Below are 24,487 nucleotides of genomic sequence, written 5' to 3' on the forward strand. Positions count from 1 at the left end.
GGTGAGGCCGGGCTGCCGAGGCGCGGGGCACCCGACGCAATCGTGGAGGTGCGCGACGCCGACGGCAAGCTGCGCGACCTGAGCTGGGTGCCCGACGCCGACGCCGAGGTTATCCCGGTGCCGGCCAACACCGACGAGGGCCGCAGCGTCATCCGGCACTCGACCGCGCACGTGCTGGCCCAGGCCGTCCAAGACCTGTTCCCGCAAGCCAAATTGGGCATCGGGCCGCCCATCACCGACGGCTTCTACTACGACTTCGACGTGGCGGAGCCGTTCACGCCGGAGGATCTGGACAAGCTGGAAAAGCGGATGCGCCAGATCGTCAAGGACGGCCAGCTGTTCGACCGGCGCGTCTACGACTCCAAGGACCAGGCGCGCGCCGAGCTGGCCGACGAGCCCTACAAGCTCGAACTCGTCGACGACAAGTCCGGTGACGCAGAAATCATGGAGGTCGGCGGCGACGAGCTCACCGCGTACGACAACCTCAATCCCCGCACGCGCGAACGTGTTTGGGGCGACCTGTGCCGGGGGCCGCACATCCCGACCACCAAGCACATCCCGGCGTTCAAGCTGACCAGAAGCTCGGCGGCCTACTGGCGCGGCGACCAGAAAAACGCGAGCCTGCAACGCATCTACGGCACCGCGTGGGAGTCGCAGGAGGCGCTCGACCGCCACCTGGAGCTGATCGAAGAGGCGCAGCGGCGCGACCACCGCAAGCTGGGTGCGGAGCTGGACCTGTTCAGCTTCCCCGACGAAATCGGTTCGGGCCTGGCGGTTTTCCATCCCAAAGGCGGCATCGTTCGCAGGGAACTCGAGGACTACTCGCGGCGCAAACACACCGAGGCCGGATACGAATTCGTCAACACCCCGCACATCACCAAGGCCCAGCTGTTCCACACGTCGGGTCACCTGGATTGGTACGCCGACGGCATGTTCCCGCCGATGCACATCGACGCGGAGTACAACGAGGATGGGTCGCTGCGTAAACCGGGCCAGGACTACTACCTCAAGCCGATGAACTGCCCGATGCACTGCCTGATCTTCCGGGCCCGCGGGCGGTCCTATCGCGAACTGCCGTTGCGGCTCTTCGAATTCGGCACGGTCTACCGCCTCGAGAAGTCCGGCGTCATCCACGGGCTGACCCGGGTCCGCGGCCTGACGATGGACGACGCCCACATCTTCTGCAGCCGCGACCAGATGCGCGACGAACTGCGTTCGCTGTTGCGGTTCGTGCTCGACCTGCTCGGCGACTACGGCCTCACCGACTTCTACCTCGAACTGTCGACGAAGGACCCGGAGAAGTTCGTCGGCTCCGACGAGGCCTGGGAGGAAGCCACCAACGTGCTGGCCGAGGTGGGCGCCGAATCCGGGCTTGACCTGGTGCCCGACCCGGGCGGCGCGGCGTTCTACGGCCCGAAGATCTCGGTCCAGGTCAAAGACGCGCTGGGCCGCACCTGGCAGATGTCGACCATCCAGCTGGACTTCAACTTCCCGGAGCGTTTCGAGCTGGAATACACCGCCCCGGACGGCACCCGGCAGCGCCCGGTGATGATCCACCGCGCCCTGTTCGGGTCGATCGAGCGGTTCTTCGGCATCCTCACCGAGCACTACGCCGGGGCGTTCCCGGCGTGGCTGGCGCCGGTTCAGGTGGTCGGCATCCCGGTCGCCGATGAGCACGTGGGCTATCTGGAAAGCGTTGCGGCCCAGCTGAAGTCGCGCGGCGTGCGGGTGGAGGTCGACACCAGCGACGACCGGATGGCCAAGAAGATCGTCCACCACACCAACCAGAAGGTGCCGTTCATGCTGCTGGCCGGCGACCGCGACGTGCAGGCCGGTGCGGTGAGCTTCCGCTTCGGTGACCGTACCCAGATCAACGGCGTGGATCGCAACAGCGCCGTCGACGCGATCGTGAACTGGATCGCCGATCGTGAAAACACGTCTCCCACAGCCGAACTGGTGAAGGTAACCGGCGGTGAGTGACCAGGAACGCGACGACACCATCCTCGACCGGGGGGTCGGCGAGCAAGACCACCTGCAGCGGTTGTGGACGCCGTACCGGATGAACTACCTAGCCGAGGCGCCGACGAAGAGCGACCCCAACTCTTCAGGCAAGACCGAGCAGCCGTTCACCGACATCCCGCAACTGTCCGACGAGGACGGCCTGGTGGTCGCGCGCGGCGCACTCGTCTACGCCGTGCTCAACCTCTATCCCTACAACCCCGGGCACCTGATGGTGGTGCCCTACCGGCGGGTCTCCGAGCTCGAGGACCTGACCGACGCGGAGAGTGCGGAGTTGATGGCCTTCACCCAGAAGGCAATTCGCGTCATCAAGAACGTGTCGCGGCCGCACGGCTTCAACGTCGGCATGAACCTCGGAACGTCGGCCGGGGGCTCGCTGGCCGAGCATCTGCACGTGCACGTCGTGCCGCGCTGGGGTGGCGACGCGAATTTCATCACCATCGTCGGCGGCGCCAAGGTGATCCCGCAGCTGCTGCGCGATACTCGCCAGCTGCTGGCCACGGAGTGGGCACAGCAGTGAGTCGCGGCGGCGGCGATGCAGTGGGGGCACCCCCGGCCGCGAAGCGGCGAGGGGGACGAAGCGATGATGAGAAGCGACGCTCATGAGTAAGGTGCCGTTCCTGTCGCGGGCGGCGTTCGCGCGGCTCACCACGCCGACCGCACGGGCGTGCCTGCGGGTGGGATTGACCCCCGATGCGGTCACCGTCCTGGGCACCCTCGTCGCGGTGGCGGGGGCGCTGACACTCTTCCCGATGGGCAAGCTGTTCGCCGGGGCGTGCGTGGTCTGCTTCTTTGCGCTGTTCGACATGCTCGACGGGGCGATGGCCCGGGAAAGGGGCGGCGGGACCCGCTTCGGCGCGGTGTTGGACGCTTCCTGCGACCGAATCAGCGACGGCGCGGTGTTCTGCGGGCTCCTGTGGTGGATCGCCTTCGGCCTGCACGACAAGCTGCTGGTGGTGGCGACCCTGATCTGCCTGGTCACCTCGCAGGTGATCTCCTACATCAAGGCCCGGGCCGAAGCCAGCGGACTGCGCGGCGACGGCGGCATCATCGAACGGCCGGAACGGCTGATCATCGTGCTGGTCGGCGCAGGCGTGTCGGACTTTCCTTTCATTGCCTGGCCACCCGCGTTGCCGGTGGCGATGTGGGTACTGGCCGTGGCCAGCGTGATCACCTGCGTGCAGCGGTTGCACGCGGTGCGGACTTCTCCCGGCGCGACGGAGCCCATGCCGTGATCAGCACCAGGCCCGGCCTCAACGCGATAGGGGCGCCACGCCGCAGGATGAGTCGCCTGGTGACCGGCACCGCGACGGACTGGGCGTACGCGACCGGCTGGATGGCCGTGCGGGCGATGCCGGAGTTCGCCGCCCGCAACGCATTTGACGCCGGGGCGCGTTACGCGGCCCGGCGCGGCGGCCCGGATCAGCTGCGCAGGAACCTGGCCCGCGTCGTCGGCGTCGCGCCGGATGAGGTGCCCGACGCGCTGATGCGCGCCTCGCTGGCCTCCTACGGCCGCTACTGGCGGGAGGCCTTCCGGCTGCCGACGATGAACCTGCCCGCGCTGGCCCATAGGATCGACGATTCGGTGTTCGGGCAGGACAATCTGGATGCCGCGCTGGCCGCGGGCCACGGCGCCGTCTTGGCGTTGCCGCACAGCGGAAACTGGGATATCAACGGGGTGTGGCTGGCGCAGACCCGCGGCACCTTCAGCACCGTCGCCGAGCGCCTCAGGCCGGAGTCGCTGTACCGGCGTTTCATTGACTATCGCGAGACACTCGGCTTCGAGGTGCTCCCGCTGTCCGGCGGCGAACGACCGCCCTTCGAGGTGTTGTGCGACCGCCTGCGGGAAAACCGGGTGGTGTGCCTGATGGCCGAGCGCGATCTGACCCGCACCGGTGTCGAGGTCGAGTTCTTCGGCGAACCCACCCGGATGCCGGCGGGGCCCGCGAAGCTCGCGATCGCGACGGGGGCGGCCTTGCTGCCGTCGCATTGCTGGTTCGAGGGCGACGGCTGGGGCTGCGATATACAGCCGCCGCTGGACTGCCGCAGCGGCGACGTCCACGCCATCACCCAAGCGCTGGCCGATCAGTTCGCCAAGAACATCGCCGTCCACCCCGAGGACTGGCACATGATGCAGCCGCAGTGGCTGGCGGACCTGTCCACTGAAAGGCGGGCGAAACTGGCCCGGCCCGGGGAAACCTGATGCGCATCGGGATGGTCTGTCCGTACTCGTTCGACGTGCCGGGCGGGGTGCAGTCCCATGTCCTGCAGCTGGCCGAGGTGATGCGCGCCCGCGGGCACGAGGTCAGCGTGCTGGCACCGGTGTCGCCGCACGCCTCGCTGCCCGACTACGTCGTCTCCGCCGGCAAGGCGGTCCCGATTCCCTACAACGGCTCGGTGGCCCGGCTGCGGTTCGGCCCGGCCACCCACCGCAAGGTGAAGAGGTGGCTCATGCTGGGTGACTTTGATGTGCTGCACCTGCACGAGCCCAACGCGCCTAGCCTGTCGATGCTGGCCCTGAACATCGCCGAGGGGCCGATCGTGGCGACGTTTCACGCGTCGACCACCAAATCGCTGACCCTGACGGTCTTCCAGGGCATCCTGCGGCCGATGCACGAGAAGATCGTGGGCCGGATCGCGGTGTCCGACCTGGCCCGGCGCTGGCAGATGGAGGCGCTGGGCACCGACGCGGTGGAGATCCCCAACGGGGTCGACGTGGAGTCGTTCGCCGTGGCGGCGCGGCTGGACGGGTATCCGCGGCCGGGCAAGACGGTGCTGTTCCTGGGCCGTTACGACGAGTCCCGCAAGGGCGTGGCGGTGCTGCTCGACGCGCTGCCCCGCGTGGTCGAGCGCAACCCGGACGTGCAGTTGCTGATCGTGGGGCGCGGCGGCGAGGACGAATTGCGGGACCAGGCAGGCGAATTAGCGGACCACCTACGCTTTCTCGGCCAGGTTGACGATGCCGGGAAGGCATCGGCGATGCGCAGCGCCGACGTCTACTGCGCGCCCAACACGGGAGGGGAGAGCTTCGGGATCGTGCTGGTCGAGGCGATGGCCGCCGGCACCCCCGTGGTGGCCAGCGACCTGGATGCCTTCCGGCGCGTGTTGTGCGACGGCGAATGCGGGCGGCTGGTGCCGGTCGGCCCCCCAGAGTTACAGGGCGCCGCGCTGGCCGATGCGCTGATCGAGGTGCTGGAGAACGACGTGCTGCGGGAACGCTATGTGGCGGCCGGTTCGGCGGCGGTCCGCCGCTACGACTGGTCGGTGGTGGCCAGCCAGATCATGCGGGTGTACGAGACGGTCGCCGGGTCTGGCGCCAAGGTCCAGGTGGCCAGCTGATGACGTGGCTCGTCATCGCCATCGCCGTGGCGCTAGTGGTGGTGCTGGCCGTGGCCGGGGCCTGGGCATACCGGACGGCCAACCGGCTCGACCGGCTCCACGTCCGCTACGACCTGTCGTGGCAGGCGCTCGACGGCGCGCTGGCGCGACGCGCGGTGGTGGCGCGTGCCGTGGCGATCGACGGGTATGGGAGTTCTTCCGAGGGCAGGCGGCTGGCGGCGCTGGCCGACGCCGCGGAATGCGCGCCGCGGCAGGCCCGTGAGATCGCGGAGAACGAGCTATCGGCCGCGCTTGCGATGGTCGATCCCGCGTCGCTGCCGGCCGGTCTGATCGCCGAGTTGGCCGACGCCGAGGCCCGCGTGGTGCTGGCCCGCCGGTTCCACAACGACGCCGTTCGGGACACCCTGGCGCTGGCCGAACGACCCTTGGTGCGCGCCGTTCGGCTCGGCGGAACCGCCGCGCTGCCAAGCTATTTCGAAATCGTCGAGCGGCCGCACGCGCTGGCGCACGGCGGCTTGAGCGTGCCGGGCGTGCCCAACCACCGCACCTCGGCGCGCGTCGTGCTGCTCGACGAGTCCGGCGCCGTGCTGTTGCTGTGCGGGTCGGACCCGGCGAACCCTGCGTTTCGCGACGGGGCCGCGCCCCGGTGGTGGGTCACCGTGGGCGGCGAGGTGGGAAGCGGCGAGCGGCTGGTCGAGGCCGCCGCGCGGGAGCTGGCCGAGGAGACCGGCCTGCGGGTCGCGCCGGCCGACATGATCGGGCCCGTCTGGCGCCGCGACGAGGTCTTCGAGTTCAACGGCTCGCTGATCCAGAGCGAGGAGTTCTACCTGGTCCACCGGACTCGCCGGTTCGAGCCGTCCCTGGCGGGGCGGACCGAGTTGGAACGCAGCTACATTCACGGCGCCCGGTGGTGCGACGCGACCGACATCGCCGAGCTGACCGCCGCCGGCGAGCAGGTGTACCCGCGGCAACTGGGCGAGCTGTTGGCGGCGGCCAACCGGCTGGCGGATGGCGCTGCCGACAACGGCGCAGCCCGGGTGCCGCAGCCCATCCTCTGAATTACGAGCAGCCGCTTTTTCGCACTTTGGCTATTGTTCTCTTCATATTTTTGCTGTTGTGGACCCGCACACCATTCGCGGCCTTGCTAACGCCTACAAGAACGGAAGGGAATCGAATGCCCTCACCTCGCTGGCCGGTCAGACTTGCCATCCCCATGATGGCTGGCGCTGCCCTGCTCGGTAGCGCTGCGATTGCGACTGCCAATCCCGCTGACGACGCCTACCTCGCACAACTGCGCGCCGTCGGCCTGACTTGGCCGCCCAAGACCGAGCATGCGCTCATCGGGGAGGCACACCTCATTTGCTACGACCTCACTTGGGGCTGGCAGCCGCAACAGATTGCCGACGAGATCCACGCCAACCTGGACGCAAAGGGCGTTACGTTGTTAGACGTCGGAACCATGGTCGACGCCGCACACTCGACTTATTGTCCCGGCAATGTGTGCGACGCCCCCAGCCTTTGCACATGACAGCGTGAACCGCCTCGGGACGCCGAAGCGGTCTTCAAAATCGCGTTGCCCGTCGCAATTCGGCATTCTCCCGCCGTAAGCGCTTCAGCGCCGTCACCGGTGCCAACGCCCAGCGAGCGGACGGTCTCGGCGACCATCCGAGCTGGAAAAACTCGTTTGTCGGACACCACTAGAGTGGAAGCGCAATGGTTGAGGGAGAGAACACGCCAATGGACAGCGCCGCCAGCGCCGCACAGTCGGGCCAGATCAATCAGACGGGAACGGCGCGCGTCAAGCGCGGCATGGCCGAGATGCTCAAGGGCGGCGTCATCATGGACGTCGTCACGCCCGAGCAGGCCCGCATCGCCGAGGGCGCCGGCGCCGTCGCGGTGATGGCGCTGGAGCGGGTGCCGGCCGACATCCGCGCCCAGGGCGGGGTGTCGCGGATGAGCGACCCCGACATGATCGAGGCCATCATCGCCGCCGTGACCATCCCGGTGATGGCGAAGGCGCGCATCGGGCATTTCGTCGAGGCGCAGATCCTGCAGAGCCTCGGCGTGGACTACATCGACGAGTCCGAGGTGCTGACTCCCGCCGACTACACCCACCACATCGACAAGTGGAAGTTCACCGTGCCGTTCGTGTGCGGCGCGACCAATCTCGGCGAGGCGCTGCGGCGCATCGGCGAGGGCGCGGCCATGATCCGCTCCAAGGGCGAGGCCGGCACCGGTGACGTCTCCAACGCCACCACGCACATGCGGGCCATCAGCGGCGAGATCCGCCGGCTGACGTCGCTGACCGAGGACGAATTGTACGTCGCGGCAAAGGAATTGCAGGCGCCCTACGAGCTGGTCGTCGAGGTGGCCCGGGCCGGCAAGCTGCCGGTCACCCTGTTCACCGCCGGCGGCATCGCCAGCCCCGCCGACGCGGCGATGATGATGCAGCTCGGCGCCGAGGGCGTGTTCGTCGGCTCGGGCATCTTCAAGTCCGGCGCACCCGAGCACCGCGCCGCCGCGATCGTCAAGGCCACCACCTTCTACGACGATCCAGACGTACTGGCCAAGGTGTCGCGCGGGCTGGGCGAGCCGATGGTGGGCATCAACGTGGAGGAGATCGCGCAGCCGCATCGACTGGCCGAGCGCGGCTGGTAAGAACGTTCTGTGTCGATCGAGAAGATCCTTGATCTCGAGCAGCTCGAGGTCAACATCTACCGGGGAAACGTGTTCAGCCCGGACTCGGGATTTTTTCAGCGCACCTTCGGCGGCCACGTAGCGGGGCAGTCGCTGGTGTCGGCGGTGCGCACCGTCGACCCGCGCTTCCTGGTGCACTCGCTGCACGGCTACTTCCTGCGGCCTGGAGACGCCAAGGCGGCGACGGTGTTCATCGTCGAACGCATCCGCGACGGCGGTTCATTCTGCACCCGCCGGGTCAACGCCATCCAGCACGGCGAAACCATCTTTTCCATGTCGGCGTCATTCCAGACCGACCAGGAAGGCATCAACCACCAGGACGCGATGCCGGCGGCGCCGCCGCCCGACGGCCTGCCCGGGTTGAGCTCCATGAAGGTGTTCGACGACGCCGGATTCCGTCAGTTCGAGGAGTGGGACGTGCGGATCGTGCCGCGGGAGCTGCTGAAGCTCGTGCCCGGCAAGGCCTCCCAGCAGCAGGTGTGGTTTCGCCACCGCGACCCGCTGCCCGATGACCCGGTGCTGCACATCTGCGCGCTGGCCTACATGAGCGACCTCACGCTGTTGGGCTCGGCGCAGGTCACTCACCTCGATGAACGCGAGCATCTGCAGGTGGCGTCGCTCGACCACGCGATGTGGTTCATGCGGGTGTTCCGGGCCGACGAGTGGTTGCTCTACGACCAGTCCTCGCCGTCGGCCTGCGGCGGTCGCGCGCTCTGCCAGGGCAAGATCTTCAACCAGTACGGGGAGATGGTCGCCGCGGTCATGCAGGAGGGCCTCACCCGCTTCGCGCGCGCATACCAGACGCACGGGCAATGATTTTCCCGTGAGCGCGCCGAAGATCGGGGTCTTGGCGCTGCAGGGCGACACCCGCGAGCACCTGGCCGCGCTGCGCGAGGCCGGAGCCGAGTCGATGCCGGTTCGCCGCCGCAGCGAGCTGGAGGCGGTGGACGGGCTGGTCATTCCCGGCGGCGAATCCACGACGATGAGTCACCTATTGCTGGATCTGGAGCTGCTCGAGCCGTTGCGGCGGCGGCTGGCCGACGGGCTTCCGGCCTACGGCGCGTGTGCCGGCATGATCCTGCTGGCCACCGAGATTCTCGACGCCGGCGCCCGGGGGCGCCAGGCGTTGCCGCTGCGCGCGATCGATATGACGGTGCGGCGCAACGCTTTTGGTCGGCAGGTGGACTCGTTCGAGGGCGACCTGCCGTTCGCGGGTCTCGACGGGCCGGTGCGCGCGGTGTTCATCCGCGCGCCGTGGGTCGAGCGCACCGGCGACGGGGTGCAGGTGCTGGCCCGGGCGGCGGGGCACGTCGTCGCGGTGCGGCAGGGACAGGTGCTGGCGACCGCCTTTCACCCGGAGATGACCGGCGACCGTCGCGTCCACCACATGTTCGTCGACATCGTCAACGGAGTGGCCTGACCCGCCCGGCGAGCGTGGGGCCCATGGACGAATTCAGGGCCGATCACGTACGTAGGGCCCACACTGGGCGTCCACGTAGACTCGTTGGGCGACTTGTCGAGCACCAGAATGCAAAAGAAGAGGTAAGAGACACCGATGAGCGGCCATTCCAAGTGGGCCACCACCAAGCACAAGAAGGCCGTCATCGACGCCCGCCGCGGAAAGATGTTCGCCCGGCTTATCAAGAACATCGAGGTCGCGGCCCGCGTCGGCGGGGGTGACCCGGCGGGCAACCCCACCCTCTACGACGCCATCCAGAAGGCCAAGAAGAGCTCGGTGCCCAACGACAACATCGAGAAGGCCCGCAAGCGCGGCGCCGGCGAGGAGGCCGGCGGCGCCGACTGGCAGAACATCACCTACGAGGGCTACGCGCCCAACGGCGTGGCGGTGCTGGTCGAGTGCTTGACCGACAACCGCAACCGCGCCGCCAGCGAGGTGCGGGTGGCGATGACGCGCAACGGCGGCACCATGGCCGACCCCGGGTCGGTCGCCTACCTGTTCTCGCGCAAGGGCGTGGTCACGTTGGAGAAGAACGGCCTGACCGAGGACGACGTGCTGACCGCGGTGCTGGAAGCCGGGGCCGAGGACGTCACCGATCTCGGCGACAGCTTCGAGGTCATCACCGAGCCGGGCGATCTCGTCGCGGTGCGCACCGCGCTGCAGGACGCCGGCATCGACTACGATTCCGCCGAGGCGGGGTTCCAACCGTCGGTGACCGTGCCGCTCGACGCCGACGGCGCCCAAAAGGTCATGAGGCTGGTCGACGCGCTGGAAGACAGCGACGACGTCCAGGACGTCTGGACCAACGCCGACATCCCCGACGAGGTCTTGGGCCAGATCGAGGAGTGAACCGGCTTAGTCGTAGCCGTGCCGCATGTCCTCGACGACGCGCGGATTGTCCAGGGTCGACGGCTCGAGCGGGCGGGGCCCGATGTCGCCGGAGAACACCGTGGCCGCGTCGAGCACCCGCTGGTTGAGGAAACGCAGCGCGGGCGCGTCGGCCGGCACCCTCGGTTCCGGCGCGGCGTCGGCGCGCTGTGCCAGGGCGAAGCCCCAGTCCCCGAAGGTCGGCACGTGCACGTGGTACGGCGTCACCGCGTAGCCGGCGGACCGGATCGTCGAGACCGTGCGCCAGAACGCGGTCGACGTGGAAAACGGGCTGCCCGCCTGCACGACCATGAGCCCGCCCGGCGCCAGCGCGCGGGCGGCGAGCGTGTAGAACTCGGCCGAATACAGGCGGCCCAGCACGGGTGTGTCGGGGTCCGGAAGGTCGACGATGACCGCATCGAAGCTGTCAGAGCCGCCACGCAGCCACGTCATCGCGTCGCCGATCACGACTTGGACGCGCGGGTTGTCCAGCGAGCCGCCGTTGGCGTCGCGCATGGTGGTGCGCGCCAGGTCGATCACGGCTGGGTCGAGCTCGACCTGCACGATCTTGCCGATGCCGGGCTGGCGCAGCAGTTCGCGCGCGGCGAGGCCGTCACCGCCGCCGAGCACCAGCACCGAGCGCGCCCCGTTCCCGAGCGCGGGGTAGACCAGGCTTTCGGTGTAGCGGTATTCGTCCCGGGTGGAAAACTGCAGGCCCCCGTCGAGGTAGAGGCGCATGTCGTTGCCGCGCCGGGTCACCACGATCTCTTGATAGGGCGTGTGCCGGTAGGCGACGATCGGATCGGCGTAAAGCCTTTGCCTGCTTGTCGTCTCGATGTCGGCCGAGCGCACCAGCAGCGTGGCGAGCAGCCCGAGCGCGGCGGCCAGCGCGCACAGCGCCGTCGCCAGTTGGCGCGTGGAAACGACGCGGCGCAGCAAAAAGATCGCCACGACGGCCGCCGCCGCCAGGTTGATGATGCCCGTGGCCGCCGCGCCGCGGATCATGCCCAGGTGCGGCAGCAGCAGGAACGGCCAGACGAGGCCGCCCAGCAACGCGCCCAGGTAGTCGGCGGCGTTGAGGTTGGCCAGCGTGCGGCCGACATCCGCGGCTGGGGTTTTTGTGGCCGCCCGCCCGCGCTGCAGCAGCGTCATCAGGAGCGGCACCTCGGCGCCGACCAGGCCGCCGATCAGGGCTGTGCCCGCCGCCAGCACCCACGTCGAGCCGACCGAGCCGTCCAGAAACGCGAACACCGTGTACAGCGCCGTCGCCGACAGGCCGCCGATGATGCCCAGCAGCGCCTCGACGGCGATGAAGGCGATCGCCGCGTGCGCCAGCAGCGGCTTGACACACAGGGCGCCCGCGCCCAGCGCCGCGATGTAGCCCGCGACGATCAGCGACGTGGCGATGATGCCCCCGCCGTTGAGGCTGGCCGACAGCGTCAGCAGCGCGAGTTCGTAGATGATGCCGCAGGCCGCGCAGGCCGCCACGGCGGCCAGCAGCACCGCGCGCCACCGTCCCGAAGCCTCCGTCGGCCGGACCGCGCCGGGCACCGGCAACTCAACCGACGTCATGACACCGCCGCGGCGGTCACCCCTCCCACGGCCAGCAATATCAGGGCCACCGCGAACGACCCGGGATGCAGCGTGGGCTCGCCGACGTGCTCGTGGAAGTCGCCCGGTATCAGCAGATGCATCGTCAACAGCGCTATCCCCAACAGGATCACGCCCATGAGCCCGTACACCGCCACTCCGAGGAGTCCCTGACCCAGCTGGCTGTAGCTGTTGGCGATCGCGGTGATGATGACGATGGTGAGCGCGATGTACATCGCGCCCGCCACGACGACGGCATTGGGGCGGCGATCGACGAACACCAGTTGCCGCAGCTTGCCCGGGGTCAACAGGTCGACCATGAAGAACCCGACGATCAGCACCGCCATACCGACCGCGAAGTACAGAATCGTCGCGACTGCGCCCTTGAAGACCGGATTGAGGTCGACGTTGCCGATCTCGACGGCGAGGTACATGGTTGTCTCCTTTGCGTTTGCGTCACTTGGTTCCGCCCGGGCCGCCGGGGGTTCCGCCGGCGCCGCCCGACGGGGATCCGGGGCTGAACCCGGGGCCCAGGAAGATGAACGCGCCGTGGCTGTAACCGGCGCTCAGCGGTTCGACGCGGATGCTGCACGGGTAGTTGCCGTCGGGACCGACGATCACGATGTTGTTGCTGTAGCGCAGGTACTCGCTGTTGCCGTTGGCGCTGCGGGCCTCGGGGGTCTCATAGTCGGCGAGGGTGTCGGCCACCTGCTCGGGCGATCCGGTGCACTGGTAGCGCGTTCCGTTCACATCACGGGAGTACTCGTGATAGTGGCTCGCGATGTAGGACGCAATATTCTTCTGCTGCAAGATGATTCCGAAAATCAGCGACACGACGGCGGCGACGGCCAGGGCTCCGGAGATCAGGAACAGGCGATTGCGGCTCATGGGCGCCACCGGCTTGCCGTGTGGACCACCACGCCTCCCGACCCCAGGGGACGCCGCGGGTACAGGTGCCAGGTCTGCCACCGCCACCCGGCGCCGTCGGGTTCGGCGGCCAGGGCGGTCAGCGCGGCGTCGTCGCCGGGGAACGTGCCCCCGAGCCAGCCCGGTTGCCGCGCGCACTGTTCGCGAAGCTCGCCGGCCAGACGGCGGAAGCTTGCCTCGTCGTGCGTTTCGGTGCGGGAGCGCAAACGGTAGCCGGGCGCGTCGGTTCGCGCCGGCAGGTCGACTCCGCGGCCGCGGGCGGTGCAGGAAACCTGCTCGGAGAAGCGGCCTTTCGCGTGCTCGACCGCGACGACGTGCGAAGCGCCGAGTACGCCGAGCGCCAGCGCACCGCCGTCGGGATGCTGCAGGGAACAGGTGGCCAGCGGCGCGGGTGCGGGCGCGTTGAGCACGAGCCCGAGCCGTTCCCCGGATACGTCCGCCGGAGTCACCGCGAGCTGATGAAGGGGCACCGACCTGTTCCTACGGGGCCGCGGGCGGGGGCGCCGGGTAGACGGTGAGCTCCCCGGCCAGCACGGACTTGCCCGTCGAAATCTCCCAGGGCATGTCCGGGGCCCAGCGCTCGAACGAGAGCAGGGCGGTCTCGTCGGCGTTGGTGCAGTCGAGAAATTCCATCTCACCGCCGGCCGGCAGGCCGGTGGTGCCCTCGGTGGTGTAGGACGCCCGGCCGCGCTCCGATTCGTGGAACGTCACGCCGTCGACGGCGTACTGGTCGCCGGGCCGCAACGAAAGGTCCTTGCGGGCCACCCACATCGCCAGCTCCAGGCGCCCGTCGTCCTCTTCGACGCTCAACCAGATCGGCTGGTCGCCGCCTTCCAGCAGGTGCTCCCACCACACGAACGGGCCCTCGCGGAACGTCACCGACCCGCGGACCACATAGTCGACGCCGCCGTAGCTGACGATGGCCCCGGGCCCGAGTTGGCGGGGCCCGAACTGCGGCATCGCGTCAAAGGACAGCGGATCCTGGCGCCCGCCCGGCCGGGCTTGCTTCTTGGGCCGCCGCAAAGCGATCACCAGCACCACGATGGACGCGATGAACAGCACCGCCGCGAGGACGACCAGGAGTGTTCCCACGCCAACCTTCCGTTGCCACAGTGCTAGAGCGAACGTGGGCTATAAGTTAACAGCTTTTGTCCCGCCGCAGCGTGTCCTGCGGGATCCCGTCGGTCCCGCCGGTTAGGCTCTCGAACAGCTGTTCGTACGAAGGAGCCGGCAATGCGTGTGATGGGTGTCGATCCCGGGCTGACTCGATGCGGGCTGTCGGTCGTCGAAAGCGGGCGCGGGCGTAACGTCGTCGCGCTCGACGTCGATGTGGTGCGCACCCCGTCGGACGCGCCGCTGCCCAAGCGATTGCTGGCCATCAGCGACACCGTCGAGCACTGGCTGGCCACCCACCGACCGGACGTCGTGGCCATCGAGCGGGTCTTCTCCCAGCACAACGTGACGACGGTGATGGGCACCGCGCAAGCCGGCGGCGTGGTCGCGGTGGCGGCGGCCAGACACGGCATCGACGTGCACTTCCACACGCCCAGCGAGGTGAAGGCCGCGGTCACCGGCAACGGGGCCGCCGACAAGGCACAGGTCACGGCGATGGTCACCAAAATCCTTGCGTTGCAAGCCAAACCGACGCCGGCCGACGCGGCCGACGCGCTGGCCCTGGCGATCTGCCACTGCTGGCGGGCGCCGATGATCGCGCGGATGGCCGCGGCGGAGACCCTGGCCGCGCAGCAGCGTCACGCGTACCGGGCCAAGCTGGCAGCGAAGGTCAGGGCCGCCCGATGATCGCCTCGGTGCGCGGCGAGGTGCTCGAGGTGGCACTCGACCATGTGGTGATCGAGGCGGCCGGCATCGGCTACCGGGTCAACGCGACGCCGTCGACGCTGGCGACGCTGCGGCAGGGGAGCCAGGCCAGGCTGGTCACCGCGATGATCGTGCGCGAGGATTCGATGACGTTGTACGGGTTTACCGACGCCGGTACCCGCGACCTGTTCCTGACGCTGCTGTCGGTGTCGGGGGTGGGGCCCCGGCTGGCGATGGCGACGCTGGCCGTGCACGACGCCTCCGCTTTGCGTCAGGTGCTGCACGACGGCGACGTCACCGCGCTGACCCGGGTGCCCGGCGTCGGCAAACGCGGCGCCGAGCGGATGGTATTGGAGTTACGCGACAAAGTCTGCCCGGCTGGCGGCTCCTCCTCGGGCGCGCCCGCGATCAACGGCAACGCGGTGCGAAACCCCGTGGTGGAGGCCTTGGTCGGTCTGGGTTTCGCGGCCAAGAATGCCGAGGAGGCCACCGACAAGGTGCTGGCCGGCGATCACGAAAATGGTGGGGCCGCGACGACATCCAGTACGTTGCGGGCCGCCCTGTCGCTGCTGGGTAAGTCCCGATGACCGACGACTACTCCGAACGCGACGTCTCCTCGGCCCTGACCGTCGGCGAGGGCGACATCGACGTCAGCCTGCGGCCCCGCTCGCTGCGGGAGTTCATCGGTCAGTCGCGGGTGCGCGAACAGCTGCAGCTGGTCATCGAGGGGGCCAAGAACCGCGGCGGCACACCGGATCACATCCTGCTGTCCGGTCCGCCCGGACTGGGCAAGACCTCGCTGGCGATGATCATCGCGGCCGAGCTCGGCTCGTCGTTGCGGGTGACGTCCGGTCCGGCGCTCGAACGCGCCGGCGACCTGGCCGCGATGCTGTCCAACCTGGTCGAGCACGACGTGCTGTTCATCGACGAGATCCACCGCATCGCGCGGCCCGCCGAGGAGATGCTCTACCTGGCGATGGAGGACTTCCGGGTCGACGTAGTGGTCGGCAAAGGGCCCGGGGCGACGTCGATTCCGCTGGAGGTGGCGCCCTTCACGCTGGTCGGCGCGACCACCCGGTCCGGCGCGCTGACCGGCCCGCTGCGCGACCGGTTCGGTTTCACCGCGCACATGGACTTCTACGAGCCCGCCGAGCTGGAGCGGGTGCTGGCGCGTTCCGCCGGGATCCTCGGCATCGAGCTGGGCGCCGACGCCGGCGCCGAGATCGCGCGACGCGCCCGGGGGACGCCGCGCATCGCCAACCGGCTGCTGCGCCGGGTCCGGGACTTCGCCGAGGTGCGCGCCGACGGCGTGATCACCCGCGATGTCGCCAAGTCCGCGCTGGCGGTCTACGACGTCGACGAGCTGGGGCTGGACCGGCTGGACCGGGCGGTGCTGTCGGCGTTGACCCGCGGCTTCGGCGGCGGCCCGGTCGGGGTTTCGACGCTGGCGGTGGCGGTGGGCGAGGAGGCCGCCACCGTCGAGGAGGTGTGCGAGCCCTTCCTGGTGCGGGCGGGCATGCTCGCGCGCACCCCGCGCGGCCGGGTGGCCACCGCGCAGGCCTGGACGCACCTCGGCCTGGCGCCGCCGGCCGGGGCCGTCGGGCTCGGGCAAACGGGCTTGTTCGACTAGAGCCGGTTACGTCACCGCTGGCGCGGGTACCCGGATCAGCATCAGTAACCGCTTGTCGGAGGAGAATCTGATGAGGCACACCGCCCCAGACTATGAACGCCCCCGCGCGCCGTACATGCCACGCACCCGCGGTGCGGTGAGCGGGCTGCTCCTGATCCTCTTGGGTGCTTGGGGTGCGTTGATACCGTTCATCGGACCCAACATCAACTGGGCGTATATGGCCGACCCGGCATGGACGTGGACGGCCGCGAAAGGCTGGCTGGAGGTGTTGCCCGGGGTCGCTGCCGCCGTGGGCGGCCTGGTCCTGCTGGTCTCCGGAAATCGCGCCAGCGCCATGTTCGGCGGCTGGCTGGCGGTCTTCGCCGGCGCCTGGTTCGTGGTCGGCCGGGCGTTCGCGTCGACGCTGCACATCGGGGACGTCGGTCAGCCGGTGGCTGCGACGGACCTGAAACGGGCCCTGCTCGAGGTCACCTATTTCACCGGTCTGGGAGCGCTGATCGTGTTTCTCGGCGGCGCCGCCGTGGCGCGCGTGGCGGTTCGGCATGCGCGAGACGTCCGAGACGTCGTCGTGACCGAACCGTCGGCGATGGCGACCGGGCCGACGCCGGCGGCCGCGGCCGATGTGCCGGCACGGGATCCGGCCGTGGACGACGCGTCACCAGCCGGGCGCACGGGGCGCGGCCTATTCCACCGGCGCGTCGGGGGTGGCCTGTTCCGCCGACGCCACCACGCCGGCGTTTAGCGCGAGCCCGCTGACAACGCGCGGTATCGGTAGCCCACCTCAGGGTCGGCTACCGATACCGTCGTGCGTACGAGCACTCCCCGCAATGGCGGGTCGGTATTGTTCTTGACGATGATCGGCGCCGACACGCTCGGCCAGCCCTGGTCGTTCGACTAGCGAGGAGGAGCGATGCTCACCGCCGGGTTGGTATTCGCCGGGTTGGCAGCCCTGTTGCACGTCTACATCTTCACGATGGAGTCGCTGACCTGGACCTCGCCACGCACCCGCGCCATCTTCGGCACGACGGCCGAGGAAGCCGAGACCACCAGGGTGCTCGCCTTCAACCAGGGCTTTTACAACCTGTTCCTGGCGATCGTCACCATCCTCGGCATTCCCCCAGTGGTCATGGGAGACACGGCCGTCGGGGTCGCGCTCGTTTTCGCCGGCGTGGGATCCATGGCCGCCGCCGCGATCGTGCTCCTGCTGTCCGCGCCGGGCAAGGCGCGGGCCGCGCTGATCCAGGGCACACTGCCGGTGATCGCCATCGTGTTCCTGGTGCTCGGCCTTTCCTGGTAACACCAGACCCAGCAACCTCACTGGTCACGAAACGCCGCCGCTTCGGGCCGCGCGGGTTACATCCGCGACTGTCGGGGTATGTAGCCGATGCTGAAGTAGCCCGGCGTCTATCGAGGAGACTTAATGAAAAACGCACACAGTGGCCGACCAAGCGCGTTGTGGATGCCACGCTCGCGCGGCGCGCTGAGTGGACTAATCCTGATCATTCTGGGTGCATGGGGTGCGTTGATACCGTTTGTCGGTCCCCACTTCAATTTCGCCTACACGCCCGACCAGGACTGGGCGTGGAGCACAGCCCGGGGCTGGCTCGACGTACTTCCGGGAGCCGCGACCGCCGTGGGGGGTCTGCTGCTGATCTTCTCGGGAAATCGAATTACCGCGATGTTGGGCGGCTCGCTGGCAGTGCTGGCCGGCGCATGGTTTGTGATCGGTCGTGAGGTCGCCCCGATGCTGGGCATCGGTTCCGCCGGCGATCCGATTGCTGCGACCGACCGCAAACGGGCCGCGCTCGAAGTTTCATACTTCTCCGGTCTCGGCGCGCTGATTGTCTTCGTGGGTGGCGTCGCCATAGCGCGCCTTGCGGTCCGCCTGGCGACTGATGTCGAAGCGCTGGCACGCGTGGAAGAGGCGCGTGCCGCACGGGAGGCCGAACCGTCGTACAGCGAACCGGCGTATCTGTCCGGGCCGGAGGAGTCGCCCGCGGTGTCATCGGGCGCGCTGACCAAGCCGCGGGTGGATCGGTACGGGTCGGAACGCGAGCCGAAGCGTGGCTGGCGCCGCCAGCGCGCGGAGGCGGGGTCGCCGAACGCGGCGTACTTGCGCTGGCCGCATCCTGAAGCCTGAGTCAGAGCAGTCCGAGCAGTCGCAGGTCGCTGACGTACTTGGCGATGATCTGCGGCGAGACGTGCGGAATGTCTTTGTCCGGGCCGATTTTCGCGTCCTGGACCGCCGCACGGAACCGATCGGTCGGTGCCATCGAGCCGTCGATCGGCCTCTCGGGCTTCTGGTAGTTGTGCAGCAGCGGTAGCAGCGAGGCGTTGCGCTGCCTTTCGGGCAGCCCACGCAGGCTGGTCTCGAACCGCTGCAACCACTCGCCGTAGTCGGCGACGCGCTGGATGGCGCAGCCGGAGTCGATGAGCCAGTCGACGTACTCGTCCATCCCGATGCCGTCGTCGTAGGGGTTCATCACGTGGTAGGTCTGGTAACCCTCGGCGGCCCCCAGCGTGGAGATCGCCGCGGCGATGAACTCGACCGGAAGGCCGTCGTAGTGCGCACGCTGGCGGTTGCCGTCGGCGTCCAGCTCGTAGAACGAACCGGGCGCGACGCCGGTGGCGACCAGGCTCAGCATCATCCGGGTGAACATGTCGGGGACATTGAGCTGGCCGGCGTAGGTGGTATCGGCCAGGATCATGTCGCAGCGGAACACCGCGACCGGCAGCCCGCACAGGTCGTGGGCCTCGCGCAGGAGCACCTCGCCGGCCCACTTGCTGTTGCCGTAGCCGTTGGCGTAGCTGTCGTTGATCCGGCGCGTCGGGCTGATCTCGCGGATGTCGGCGTCCTCGACGAACCGTGACGGCTCGATCTGGTCACCCACCCCGATCGTCGAGACGTAGGTGTACGGCTTGATCTTCGTCGTCAGCGCGATGCGGATCAACTCGGCGGTGCCCAGCGCGTTCGGGCCGAACAGCTCGCTATACGGCAACACGTGGTTGACCAGGGCCGCGGGGTCGACGATCAGGTCGACGGTGTCGGCCAGCCGTTGCCAGGTCTGCTGGTCCAGGCCGAGGTTGGCCTCGCCCTTGTCGCCGGCGAGCACCTCGAGGTGATCGGCCGCGAGTTGCTGGTAGTGCGCGAGCAGCTTCGGGTCGCCGCTGTCGAAGGTCTTGTCGAGACGACTCCTCGCTTCCTCATCGGACTTGGCCCGCACCAGCGCGATCACCTTGCCGTCGACCAGGTCCATGCGCTCCAGCCATTCCAGGGCCAGGTAGCGACCCAGGAAACCCGTTGCGCCGGTGAGCAACACGGTGCGCACCTCGGAGGTGGGCTTCGGCAGATCCGGCGCGGCGGCCAGCGTCGACGCCTCGAGGAACTTGTCGAGCGTCAGGTCGCCGGCGTGCACCTCGACCGCGTCGCGGCCGTGCACCGAGGCGAAGCTGGGCCGCTTGGTGCCCTTGCGCTCGGCCTCGATGTAGGCGGCGATGGCCGCCAGGTCGTTGGCCGGGCTGACGATGACGCCCACCGGCACGTCGATGTCGAAGATCTCGCGCAGCAGGTTGCCGAAGGTCAACGCGGAAAGCGAGTCCCCGCCCAGGTCGGTGAAGTGCGCGTCGGGCGCAAGGTCGCTGGTCGCCGCTCCCAGCATGGCGGCCGCGGCGCGGCTGACGGTCTGCAGGACCGGGGCGTCGGCGCCGCCGCGGCGCAGTTCGCTCAGCTCGCTGGCCTGGCCCTCGGCCAGCTCGGCGTACAGCTGTTCCAGCCGCTCGCCGTAGTGCTGCTTCAGCCTCGGCCACGCCAGCTTGCGGATGCCGGTCAGCAGGCCATTCTCCAGGCTGAACGGCGTGGTCTCGATGATGAAGTCGCGCGGCACCTCGTAGGACTGCAGGCCGGCCTCTTTGGCGACGTTCTGCAGCGAATCGGCGATCGCGGACTTCGACGCACTCACGTCGGTGGGCACCACGACCGCGAGCAGGTAGGGGTGCGCGCTGTTGCCGTAGATGTAGATCTGCCGGATCAGCGGGCTGTTGCCGAACACCGCCTCGAGCTTCGCGACGGTGACGAACTCGCCCTGCGCGAGCTTGAGCACGTTGTTGCGGCGGTCGACATAGACCAGCCGGTCGGGGCCGACCTCGGCGACGACGTCTCCGGTCCGGTAGTAGCCGTCGGGGTCGAACACGCCCGCGGTGACCTCGGGCCGCTTGTAGTAGCCGGGGAACATGTTCTCCGTCTTGAGCAGCAGCTCGCCGCGCGGATGCGGCCGGTCGGTGGAGAAGTAGCCCAGGTCCGGGACGTCGACCAGCCTGTAGTCGATGACCGGCGGGCGTTGCACCTCGCCGTCGAACAAGACCATCCCCGCCTCGGTGGACCCGTAACCGTCCAGCAGATGCATCTCGAGCAGGGACTCGGCCCAGGCCTTCAGCTCCGGGGAGGTGGGCGCCGAGCCCGTCATCGCGAAGATGAACCGCCCGCCCAGCTGGTACTGCCGCTGCTCGTCGAGGACCTCGGCCTCGACAGTCTCGCGGGCCTCGGGGCCCGCAGCGCCATTGGACAGCCCGCGGTCGACCTGGCGCTGGAACTCGCCGAACAGGGTCTCCCAGATCCGCGGCACGAAGTTCAGCTCGGTGGGCCGGACCAGCTCGAGGTCCTCGAGCAGCGTGGAGAGGTCACTGCGGGCCGCGAAGTAGGCGGTGCCGCCGTTGCCGAGCGTGCCGTAGAGAACGCCGCGCCCCATGACGTGGCTCATCGGCATGAAGTTGAGGGTGATCGACGCGGCGCTGGGCCCGAACCAGGTCCGGTCCGACCGGCGCCACATCTTCCCGACGTTGCTCTGCGGGTACATCGCGCCCTTGGGCGCGCCGGTGCTGCCGGAGGTGTAGATCAGCAGGGCGAGGGGGTCGGCTGAATCTTCCAAGGCGGGGCCGCCACTCGGTGTCGCGGGCAGCGCGCTCCCGCGCTCCAGGAGGTCGGCCAGGGCCTCGACGGTGACGGCGGTGTCGGCCAACCGCGCCCGGGCGGTTTCGACGGCCTCGCGCTCGTCGTCGACCTCGGGGTGGTAGTCGAAGACCAGGAGTTTGCGGAGCTGTGCGGCTTCGTGTCCGCTCAGGATCAGCTCGACGGCGTCGCTCAGCTGATTCACGCTGGCCGCGATCACGCTGGGCTCGGTCTCGGTCACGATCGGCTGCAGCTGCGTGATCGCCGCGCTGGTCTGCAGCGGAACCGACACGGCGCCGATCGTGCCGAGCGCCACGTCGATGGTGGCGTAGTCGATGCTGGTGAAGCCCAGCACGCACACCCGGTCGCCGGCTTGGACCGAGTCATGGGTCAGGGCGCGGGCCAGTGCGCCGACCCGGTCGCCCAGCTCGCGGTAGGTGATGGTCTCGTAGCGGGGGAGCAGCTCCAGAGTCGTGCGTCCGGTCGTGGAGTCCTTGACGAACTCGACGACGCGCTGCCCGAGTGCCGGTCGCTCGGCGTAACCGTTCAGGACGGTCTGGATGATCTGGGGCAGTCGCAGCCCGGGCTGTCCAAGGGCTTCGGCGACCGCCGGGTCCGGCCTGGCGGCGGCGAACTGCGGGTCGTTGGCGGTGAGGTCGTCGACGCGGCGTGCGAGCCGCTCCTCCTGGGCAGTGGTCGACATAGCGATTCCCTTTTAACGCATAAGAATTAAGTGGTTAGGTCGCGCGACGCTGCGCTGACAGATAGAACGTTAGTTAAACTAACGGTAATCCTCTACCGGCCCGCCGTGGATGTGACATTGCACACCGGGCTAGAGATCGGCGAGGAGCCGGCTCAGGACGTCGATGCCCTCGGTCAGCAGTTCGTCGCTGATGGTCAGCGGCGGCAGCAGCCGGATGACGTTGCCGAACATCCCACACGTCAGCACGATGACCCCGGCCGCGTGGGCCGCCGTCGAAAGCGCTTCGGTCAGTTCGGGGTTGGGGTCGGCCGTTCCCGGCTTCACCAACTCTACGGCGATCATCGCGCCGCGGCCGCGAACATCGCCGATCCGATCGTCGGCCGCCTGCAGCCGCAGCAGCGGCTCAGTCATCAGCCGTTCCAGCTGCCGGGCCCGCTCGATCAGGCCGTCGCTCTCGATGGTCGCGATGGTGGCCAGCGCCGCCGCGCACGCCACCGGGTTGCCGCCGAACGTGCCGCCCAGGCCGCCGACGTGCGGGGCGTCCATGATCTCGGCCCGGCCGGTCACCGCCGACAGCGGCAACCCGTCGGCGATGCCCTTGGCGGTGCAGATCAGGTCGGGCTCTAGACCGTCCGGGCCCTCGTGCTCGCAGGCGAACATCGCGCCGGTGCGCGCGAACCCGGTCTGCACCTCGTCGGCGATGAACACCACGTCGTTCTTGCGGCACCAGTCGAGCAGGGCCGGCAAAAACCCCTCGGCAGGAACGATGAATCCGCCCTCGCCCTGGATCGGCTCGATCAGCACGGCGGCCAGGCTGTCGGCGCCGACCTGGCTTTCGATCACCCGGATGGCCCGCGCGGCCGCCTTTTCGCCGTCGGTGGCCAGTTCCTTGTCGAGCAGACCGTCCCGATAGGGATAGGACAGCGGGGCCCGGTAGATCTCCGGCGCGAACGGCCCGAAGCCGCTCTTGTAGGGCATGGACTTGGCGGTCAGCGCCATCGCCAGGTTGGTGCGCCCGTGGTAGGCGTGGTTGAACGCCACCACCGCGGGCCTGCGGGTGTAGGCGCGCGCGGCCTTGACGGCGTTCTCGACCGCCTCGGCACCGGAGTTGAACAGCACCGAGCGCTTTTCGCCGGAGCCCGGGGTGATCCGGTTGAGCTCCTCGGCGACGGCGAGGTACTCCTCGTACGGCGTCACCATGAAGCAGGTGTGCGTGAAGTCGGCGACCTGCGCGCGCACCGCGTCCACCACCCGGGGCGACGAATTGCCGATCGTGGTGACCGCGATGCCGGAACCCAGGTCGATGAGCCGGTTGCCGTCGACGTCCTCGACGATGCCGCCGCCGGCGCGCGCGACGAAGACCGGCAGGGAGACGTTCACGCCGTGGGACACCGCCGCGGCCCGGCGTTTGTTCAGTTCCAGCGATGTGGGACCAGGGATTTCGGTGACCAGCTGGCGACTCTGCTCGAGGCTGGCCACGAGTCCTCCTCACCGCGGCGCGCCTGTCACGTCGCGCGTAAAGCCTATCTGGTCGGCCGCGACTCAGCGGGCTCGGTCGTTGGCGACCTGCGGTGCTGGCAGACTGGCCGTTACTGGTCGTTTCGAGCCCCGAAACATCAACAGGAAAGACAGGCGGGCGATGGAGAGTTTGGTCTTGTTCTTGCCGTTCGTGCTCATCATGGGCGGCTTCATGTATTTCGCTTCGCGCCGCCAAAAGCGGGCGACGCAGGCCACCATCGACCTGCACGAGTCGTTGCGGCCCGGCGACCGGGTGCACACCACGTCCGGGCTGGAGGCCACCGTCGTCGCCATCACCGACGACACCGTCGAGCTGGAGATCGCGTCCGGCGTGGTCACCACGTGGATGAAGCTGGCCGTCCGCGACAAGATCCTGCCCGACGAGCCGGAAGACCTCGACGACGGGGACGCTGGGACCGCCGACGACTTGGAAGAATCCGAGGGACTGACCGACCCGGGCCGGTAGGCCCGCTTGCGCGACGGGCCGACACGTAGGCTCTTCGGGGATAAGAAACCGATTCTCAAGGAGATACGAGGAACGTGGCATCGTCTTCGGCGCCGGTGCACCCTGCCCGCTACCTGTCGGTTTTCTTGTTCCTGCTGATCGGGGTCTATCTGCTGGTGTTCCTCACCGGCGACAAGCGAGCCGCGCCCAAGCTCGGCATCGACCTTCGGGGCGGCACCCGCGTCACGCTGACCGCCCGCACTCCGGACGGTTCCCGGCCCAGCCGGGAGGCGTTGGCGCAGGCCCAGCAGATCATCGGCGCGCGGGTCAACGGGCTGGGCGTCTCCGGTTCGGAAGTCGTGGTGGACGGTGACAACTTGGTCATCACGGTGCCCGGAAACGAAGGCAACGAGGCCCGCAACCTCGGACAGACGGCTCGCCTCTATATCCGGCCGGTGCTCAACTCGATGCCGGCGCAGCCGGCTCAGCCCAAACCCCCGGCCCAGGCGCCCGCGGGCGGCCCGGCGCCT

The 24,487-nt window shown here is 68.8% G+C and carries 25 protein-coding genes and 1 pseudogene; 19 read left to right on the forward strand and 7 right to left on the reverse strand.

Annotated features, from left to right (window positions below):
* The 11 genes from thrS to JWP83_RS01090 all read left to right on the forward strand — a co-directional run.
* The coding region (thrS, locus tag JWP83_RS01040; protein WP_297724842.1) for a threonine--tRNA ligase at nt 1-1,980 on the forward strand (1,980 nt) is incomplete at its 5' end.
* Nucleotides 1,973-2,539: an HIT domain-containing protein gene (locus JWP83_RS01045; protein WP_297724845.1), complete on the forward strand. Its 567-nt coding sequence runs from the start codon at nt 1,973-1,975 to the stop codon at nt 2,537-2,539. The genes thrS and JWP83_RS01045, both read left to right, overlap by 8 nt.
* 82 nt (nt 2,540-2,621) lie before the next feature.
* The gene (gene pgsA, locus JWP83_RS01050; protein ID WP_297724848.1) at nt 2,622-3,254 is read left to right on the forward strand and encodes a phosphatidylinositol phosphate synthase; all 633 of its coding nucleotides are present in this window, start codon (nt 2,622-2,624) and stop codon (nt 3,252-3,254) included.
* 47 nt (nt 3,255-3,301) lie between these two features.
* Nucleotides 3,302-4,222, forward strand: a complete 921-nt coding sequence (locus JWP83_RS01055) for a phosphatidylinositol mannoside acyltransferase (RefSeq protein WP_297724907.1) — start codon at nt 3,302-3,304, stop codon at nt 4,220-4,222.
* Nucleotides 4,222-5,358: a glycosyltransferase family 4 protein gene (locus JWP83_RS01060; RefSeq protein ID WP_297724850.1), complete on the forward strand. Its 1,137-nt coding sequence runs from the start codon at nt 4,222-4,224 to the stop codon at nt 5,356-5,358. The genes JWP83_RS01055 and JWP83_RS01060 overlap by 1 nt, the downstream gene beginning before the upstream one ends.
* Nucleotides 5,358-6,416, forward strand: coding sequence for an NUDIX domain-containing protein (locus JWP83_RS01065; protein WP_297724853.1), 1,059 nt, complete (start codon nt 5,358-5,360; stop codon nt 6,414-6,416). Before JWP83_RS01060 ends, JWP83_RS01065 begins: the two co-directional genes overlap by 1 nt.
* Nucleotides 6,417-6,574: 158 nt before the next feature.
* Nucleotides 6,575-6,886, forward strand: a complete 312-nt coding sequence (locus JWP83_RS01070; protein WP_297724856.1) for a DUF732 domain-containing protein — start codon at nt 6,575-6,577, stop codon at nt 6,884-6,886.
* Nucleotides 6,887-7,095: 209 nt separating this feature from the next.
* Complete coding sequence (gene pdxS, locus JWP83_RS01075; RefSeq protein ID WP_297724910.1) at nt 7,096-8,016, forward strand: pyridoxal 5'-phosphate synthase lyase subunit PdxS; 921 nt, start codon at nt 7,096-7,098, stop codon at nt 8,014-8,016.
* Nucleotides 8,017-8,025: 9 nt separating this feature from the next.
* A complete protein-coding gene (gene tesB / locus JWP83_RS01080) occupies nt 8,026-8,871 on the forward strand; it encodes an acyl-CoA thioesterase II (protein ID WP_297724859.1) in 846 nt (281 codons plus the stop codon).
* Between the two features lie 7 nt (nt 8,872-8,878).
* Nucleotides 8,879-9,475, forward strand: a complete 597-nt coding sequence (gene pdxT, locus JWP83_RS01085) for a pyridoxal 5'-phosphate synthase glutaminase subunit PdxT (protein WP_297724862.1) — start codon at nt 8,879-8,881, stop codon at nt 9,473-9,475.
* Nucleotides 9,476-9,610: 135 nt separating this feature from the next.
* Nucleotides 9,611-10,363, forward strand: a complete 753-nt coding sequence (locus JWP83_RS01090; protein ID WP_297724865.1) for a YebC/PmpR family DNA-binding transcriptional regulator — start codon at nt 9,611-9,613, stop codon at nt 10,361-10,363.
* Nucleotides 10,364-10,369: 6 nt separating this feature from the next.
* On the opposite strand, the gene JWP83_RS01095 is transcribed toward JWP83_RS01090, so the two are convergent.
* From JWP83_RS01095 to JWP83_RS01115, 5 genes are read right to left on the reverse strand one after another with little or no spacing between them, the layout of a single operon-like run.
* Complete coding sequence (locus JWP83_RS01095) at nt 10,370-11,953, reverse strand: polyamine aminopropyltransferase (protein WP_297724868.1); 1,584 nt, start codon at nt 11,951-11,953, stop codon at nt 10,370-10,372.
* Entirely contained in the window at nt 11,950-12,405 is a 456-nt protein-coding gene (locus JWP83_RS01100) for a DUF350 domain-containing protein (protein ID WP_297724870.1), read from the reverse strand. Before JWP83_RS01100 ends, JWP83_RS01095 begins: the two co-directional genes overlap by 4 nt.
* Nucleotides 12,406-12,427: 22 nt before the next feature.
* Nucleotides 12,428-12,859 carry a DUF4247 domain-containing protein gene (locus JWP83_RS01105; protein WP_297724873.1) on the reverse strand — a complete coding sequence of 144 codons (432 nt, stop codon included), beginning with the start codon at nt 12,857-12,859 and terminating at the stop codon, nt 12,428-12,430.
* On the reverse strand, nt 12,856-13,368 hold the full coding sequence (locus JWP83_RS01110) for a DUF2617 family protein (RefSeq protein ID WP_297724876.1): 513 nt from the start codon (nt 13,366-13,368) through the stop codon (nt 12,856-12,858). The genes JWP83_RS01105 and JWP83_RS01110 overlap by 4 nt, the downstream gene beginning before the upstream one ends.
* Nucleotides 13,369-13,378: 10 nt before the next feature.
* The gene (locus JWP83_RS01115) at nt 13,379-13,990 is read right to left on the reverse strand and encodes a DUF4178 domain-containing protein (protein WP_297724879.1); all 612 of its coding nucleotides are present in this window, start codon (nt 13,988-13,990) and stop codon (nt 13,379-13,381) included.
* Between the two features lie 141 nt (nt 13,991-14,131).
* Between JWP83_RS01115 and ruvC the strand changes: the two genes are divergently transcribed.
* From ruvC to JWP83_RS01145, 6 genes are all read left to right on the forward strand, one after another.
* A complete protein-coding gene (ruvC, locus tag JWP83_RS01120) occupies nt 14,132-14,698 on the forward strand; it encodes a crossover junction endodeoxyribonuclease RuvC (protein ID WP_297724882.1) in 567 nt (188 codons plus the stop codon).
* Nucleotides 14,695-15,303, forward strand: a complete 609-nt coding sequence (gene ruvA, locus JWP83_RS01125; protein WP_297724885.1) for a Holliday junction branch migration protein RuvA — start codon at nt 14,695-14,697, stop codon at nt 15,301-15,303. Before ruvC ends, ruvA begins: the two co-directional genes overlap by 4 nt.
* The gene (gene ruvB, locus JWP83_RS01130; RefSeq protein WP_297724888.1) at nt 15,300-16,346 is read left to right on the forward strand and encodes a Holliday junction branch migration DNA helicase RuvB; all 1,047 of its coding nucleotides are present in this window, start codon (nt 15,300-15,302) and stop codon (nt 16,344-16,346) included. Before ruvA ends, ruvB begins: the two co-directional genes overlap by 4 nt.
* A 70-nt stretch (nt 16,347-16,416) precedes the next feature.
* Nucleotides 16,417-17,088: a hypothetical protein gene (locus tag JWP83_RS01135; protein ID WP_297724890.1), complete on the forward strand. Its 672-nt coding sequence runs from the start codon at nt 16,417-16,419 to the stop codon at nt 17,086-17,088.
* A 168-nt stretch (nt 17,089-17,256) separates the two neighbouring features.
* Nucleotides 17,257-17,643: a DUF1304 domain-containing protein gene (locus JWP83_RS01140; protein ID WP_297724892.1), complete on the forward strand. Its 387-nt coding sequence runs from the start codon at nt 17,257-17,259 to the stop codon at nt 17,641-17,643.
* A 123-nt stretch (nt 17,644-17,766) separates the two neighbouring features.
* Nucleotides 17,767-18,486 carry a hypothetical protein gene (locus JWP83_RS01145; protein WP_297724894.1) on the forward strand — a complete coding sequence of 240 codons (720 nt, stop codon included), beginning with the start codon at nt 17,767-17,769 and terminating at the stop codon, nt 18,484-18,486.
* 1 nt (nt 18,487) lies between these two features.
* Here JWP83_RS01145 and car read toward each other — a convergent pair whose 3' ends face one another.
* On the reverse strand, nt 18,488-21,994 hold the full coding sequence (gene car, locus JWP83_RS01150; RefSeq protein ID WP_297724897.1) for a carboxylic acid reductase: 3,507 nt from the start codon (nt 21,992-21,994) through the stop codon (nt 18,488-18,490).
* Nucleotides 21,995-22,123: 129 nt separating this feature from the next.
* A complete protein-coding gene (gene gabT, locus JWP83_RS01155; protein WP_297724901.1) occupies nt 22,124-23,473 on the reverse strand; it encodes a 4-aminobutyrate--2-oxoglutarate transaminase in 1,350 nt (449 codons plus the stop codon).
* 160 nt (nt 23,474-23,633) lie between these two features.
* On the opposite strand from gabT, the gene yajC reads away from it, so the two are divergent.
* Nucleotides 23,634-23,978, forward strand: a complete 345-nt coding sequence (gene yajC / locus JWP83_RS01160) for a preprotein translocase subunit YajC (RefSeq protein ID WP_297724904.1) — start codon at nt 23,634-23,636, stop codon at nt 23,976-23,978.
* A gap of 74 nt (nt 23,979-24,052) precedes the next feature.
* A pseudogene (locus tag JWP83_RS01165) lies at nt 24,053-24,487 on the forward strand (protein translocase subunit SecD); the annotation flags it as partial.

This window comes from Mycobacterium sp., assembly GCF_025965855.1.
Classification (GTDB): domain Bacteria; phylum Actinomycetota; class Actinomycetes; order Mycobacteriales; family Mycobacteriaceae; genus Mycobacterium.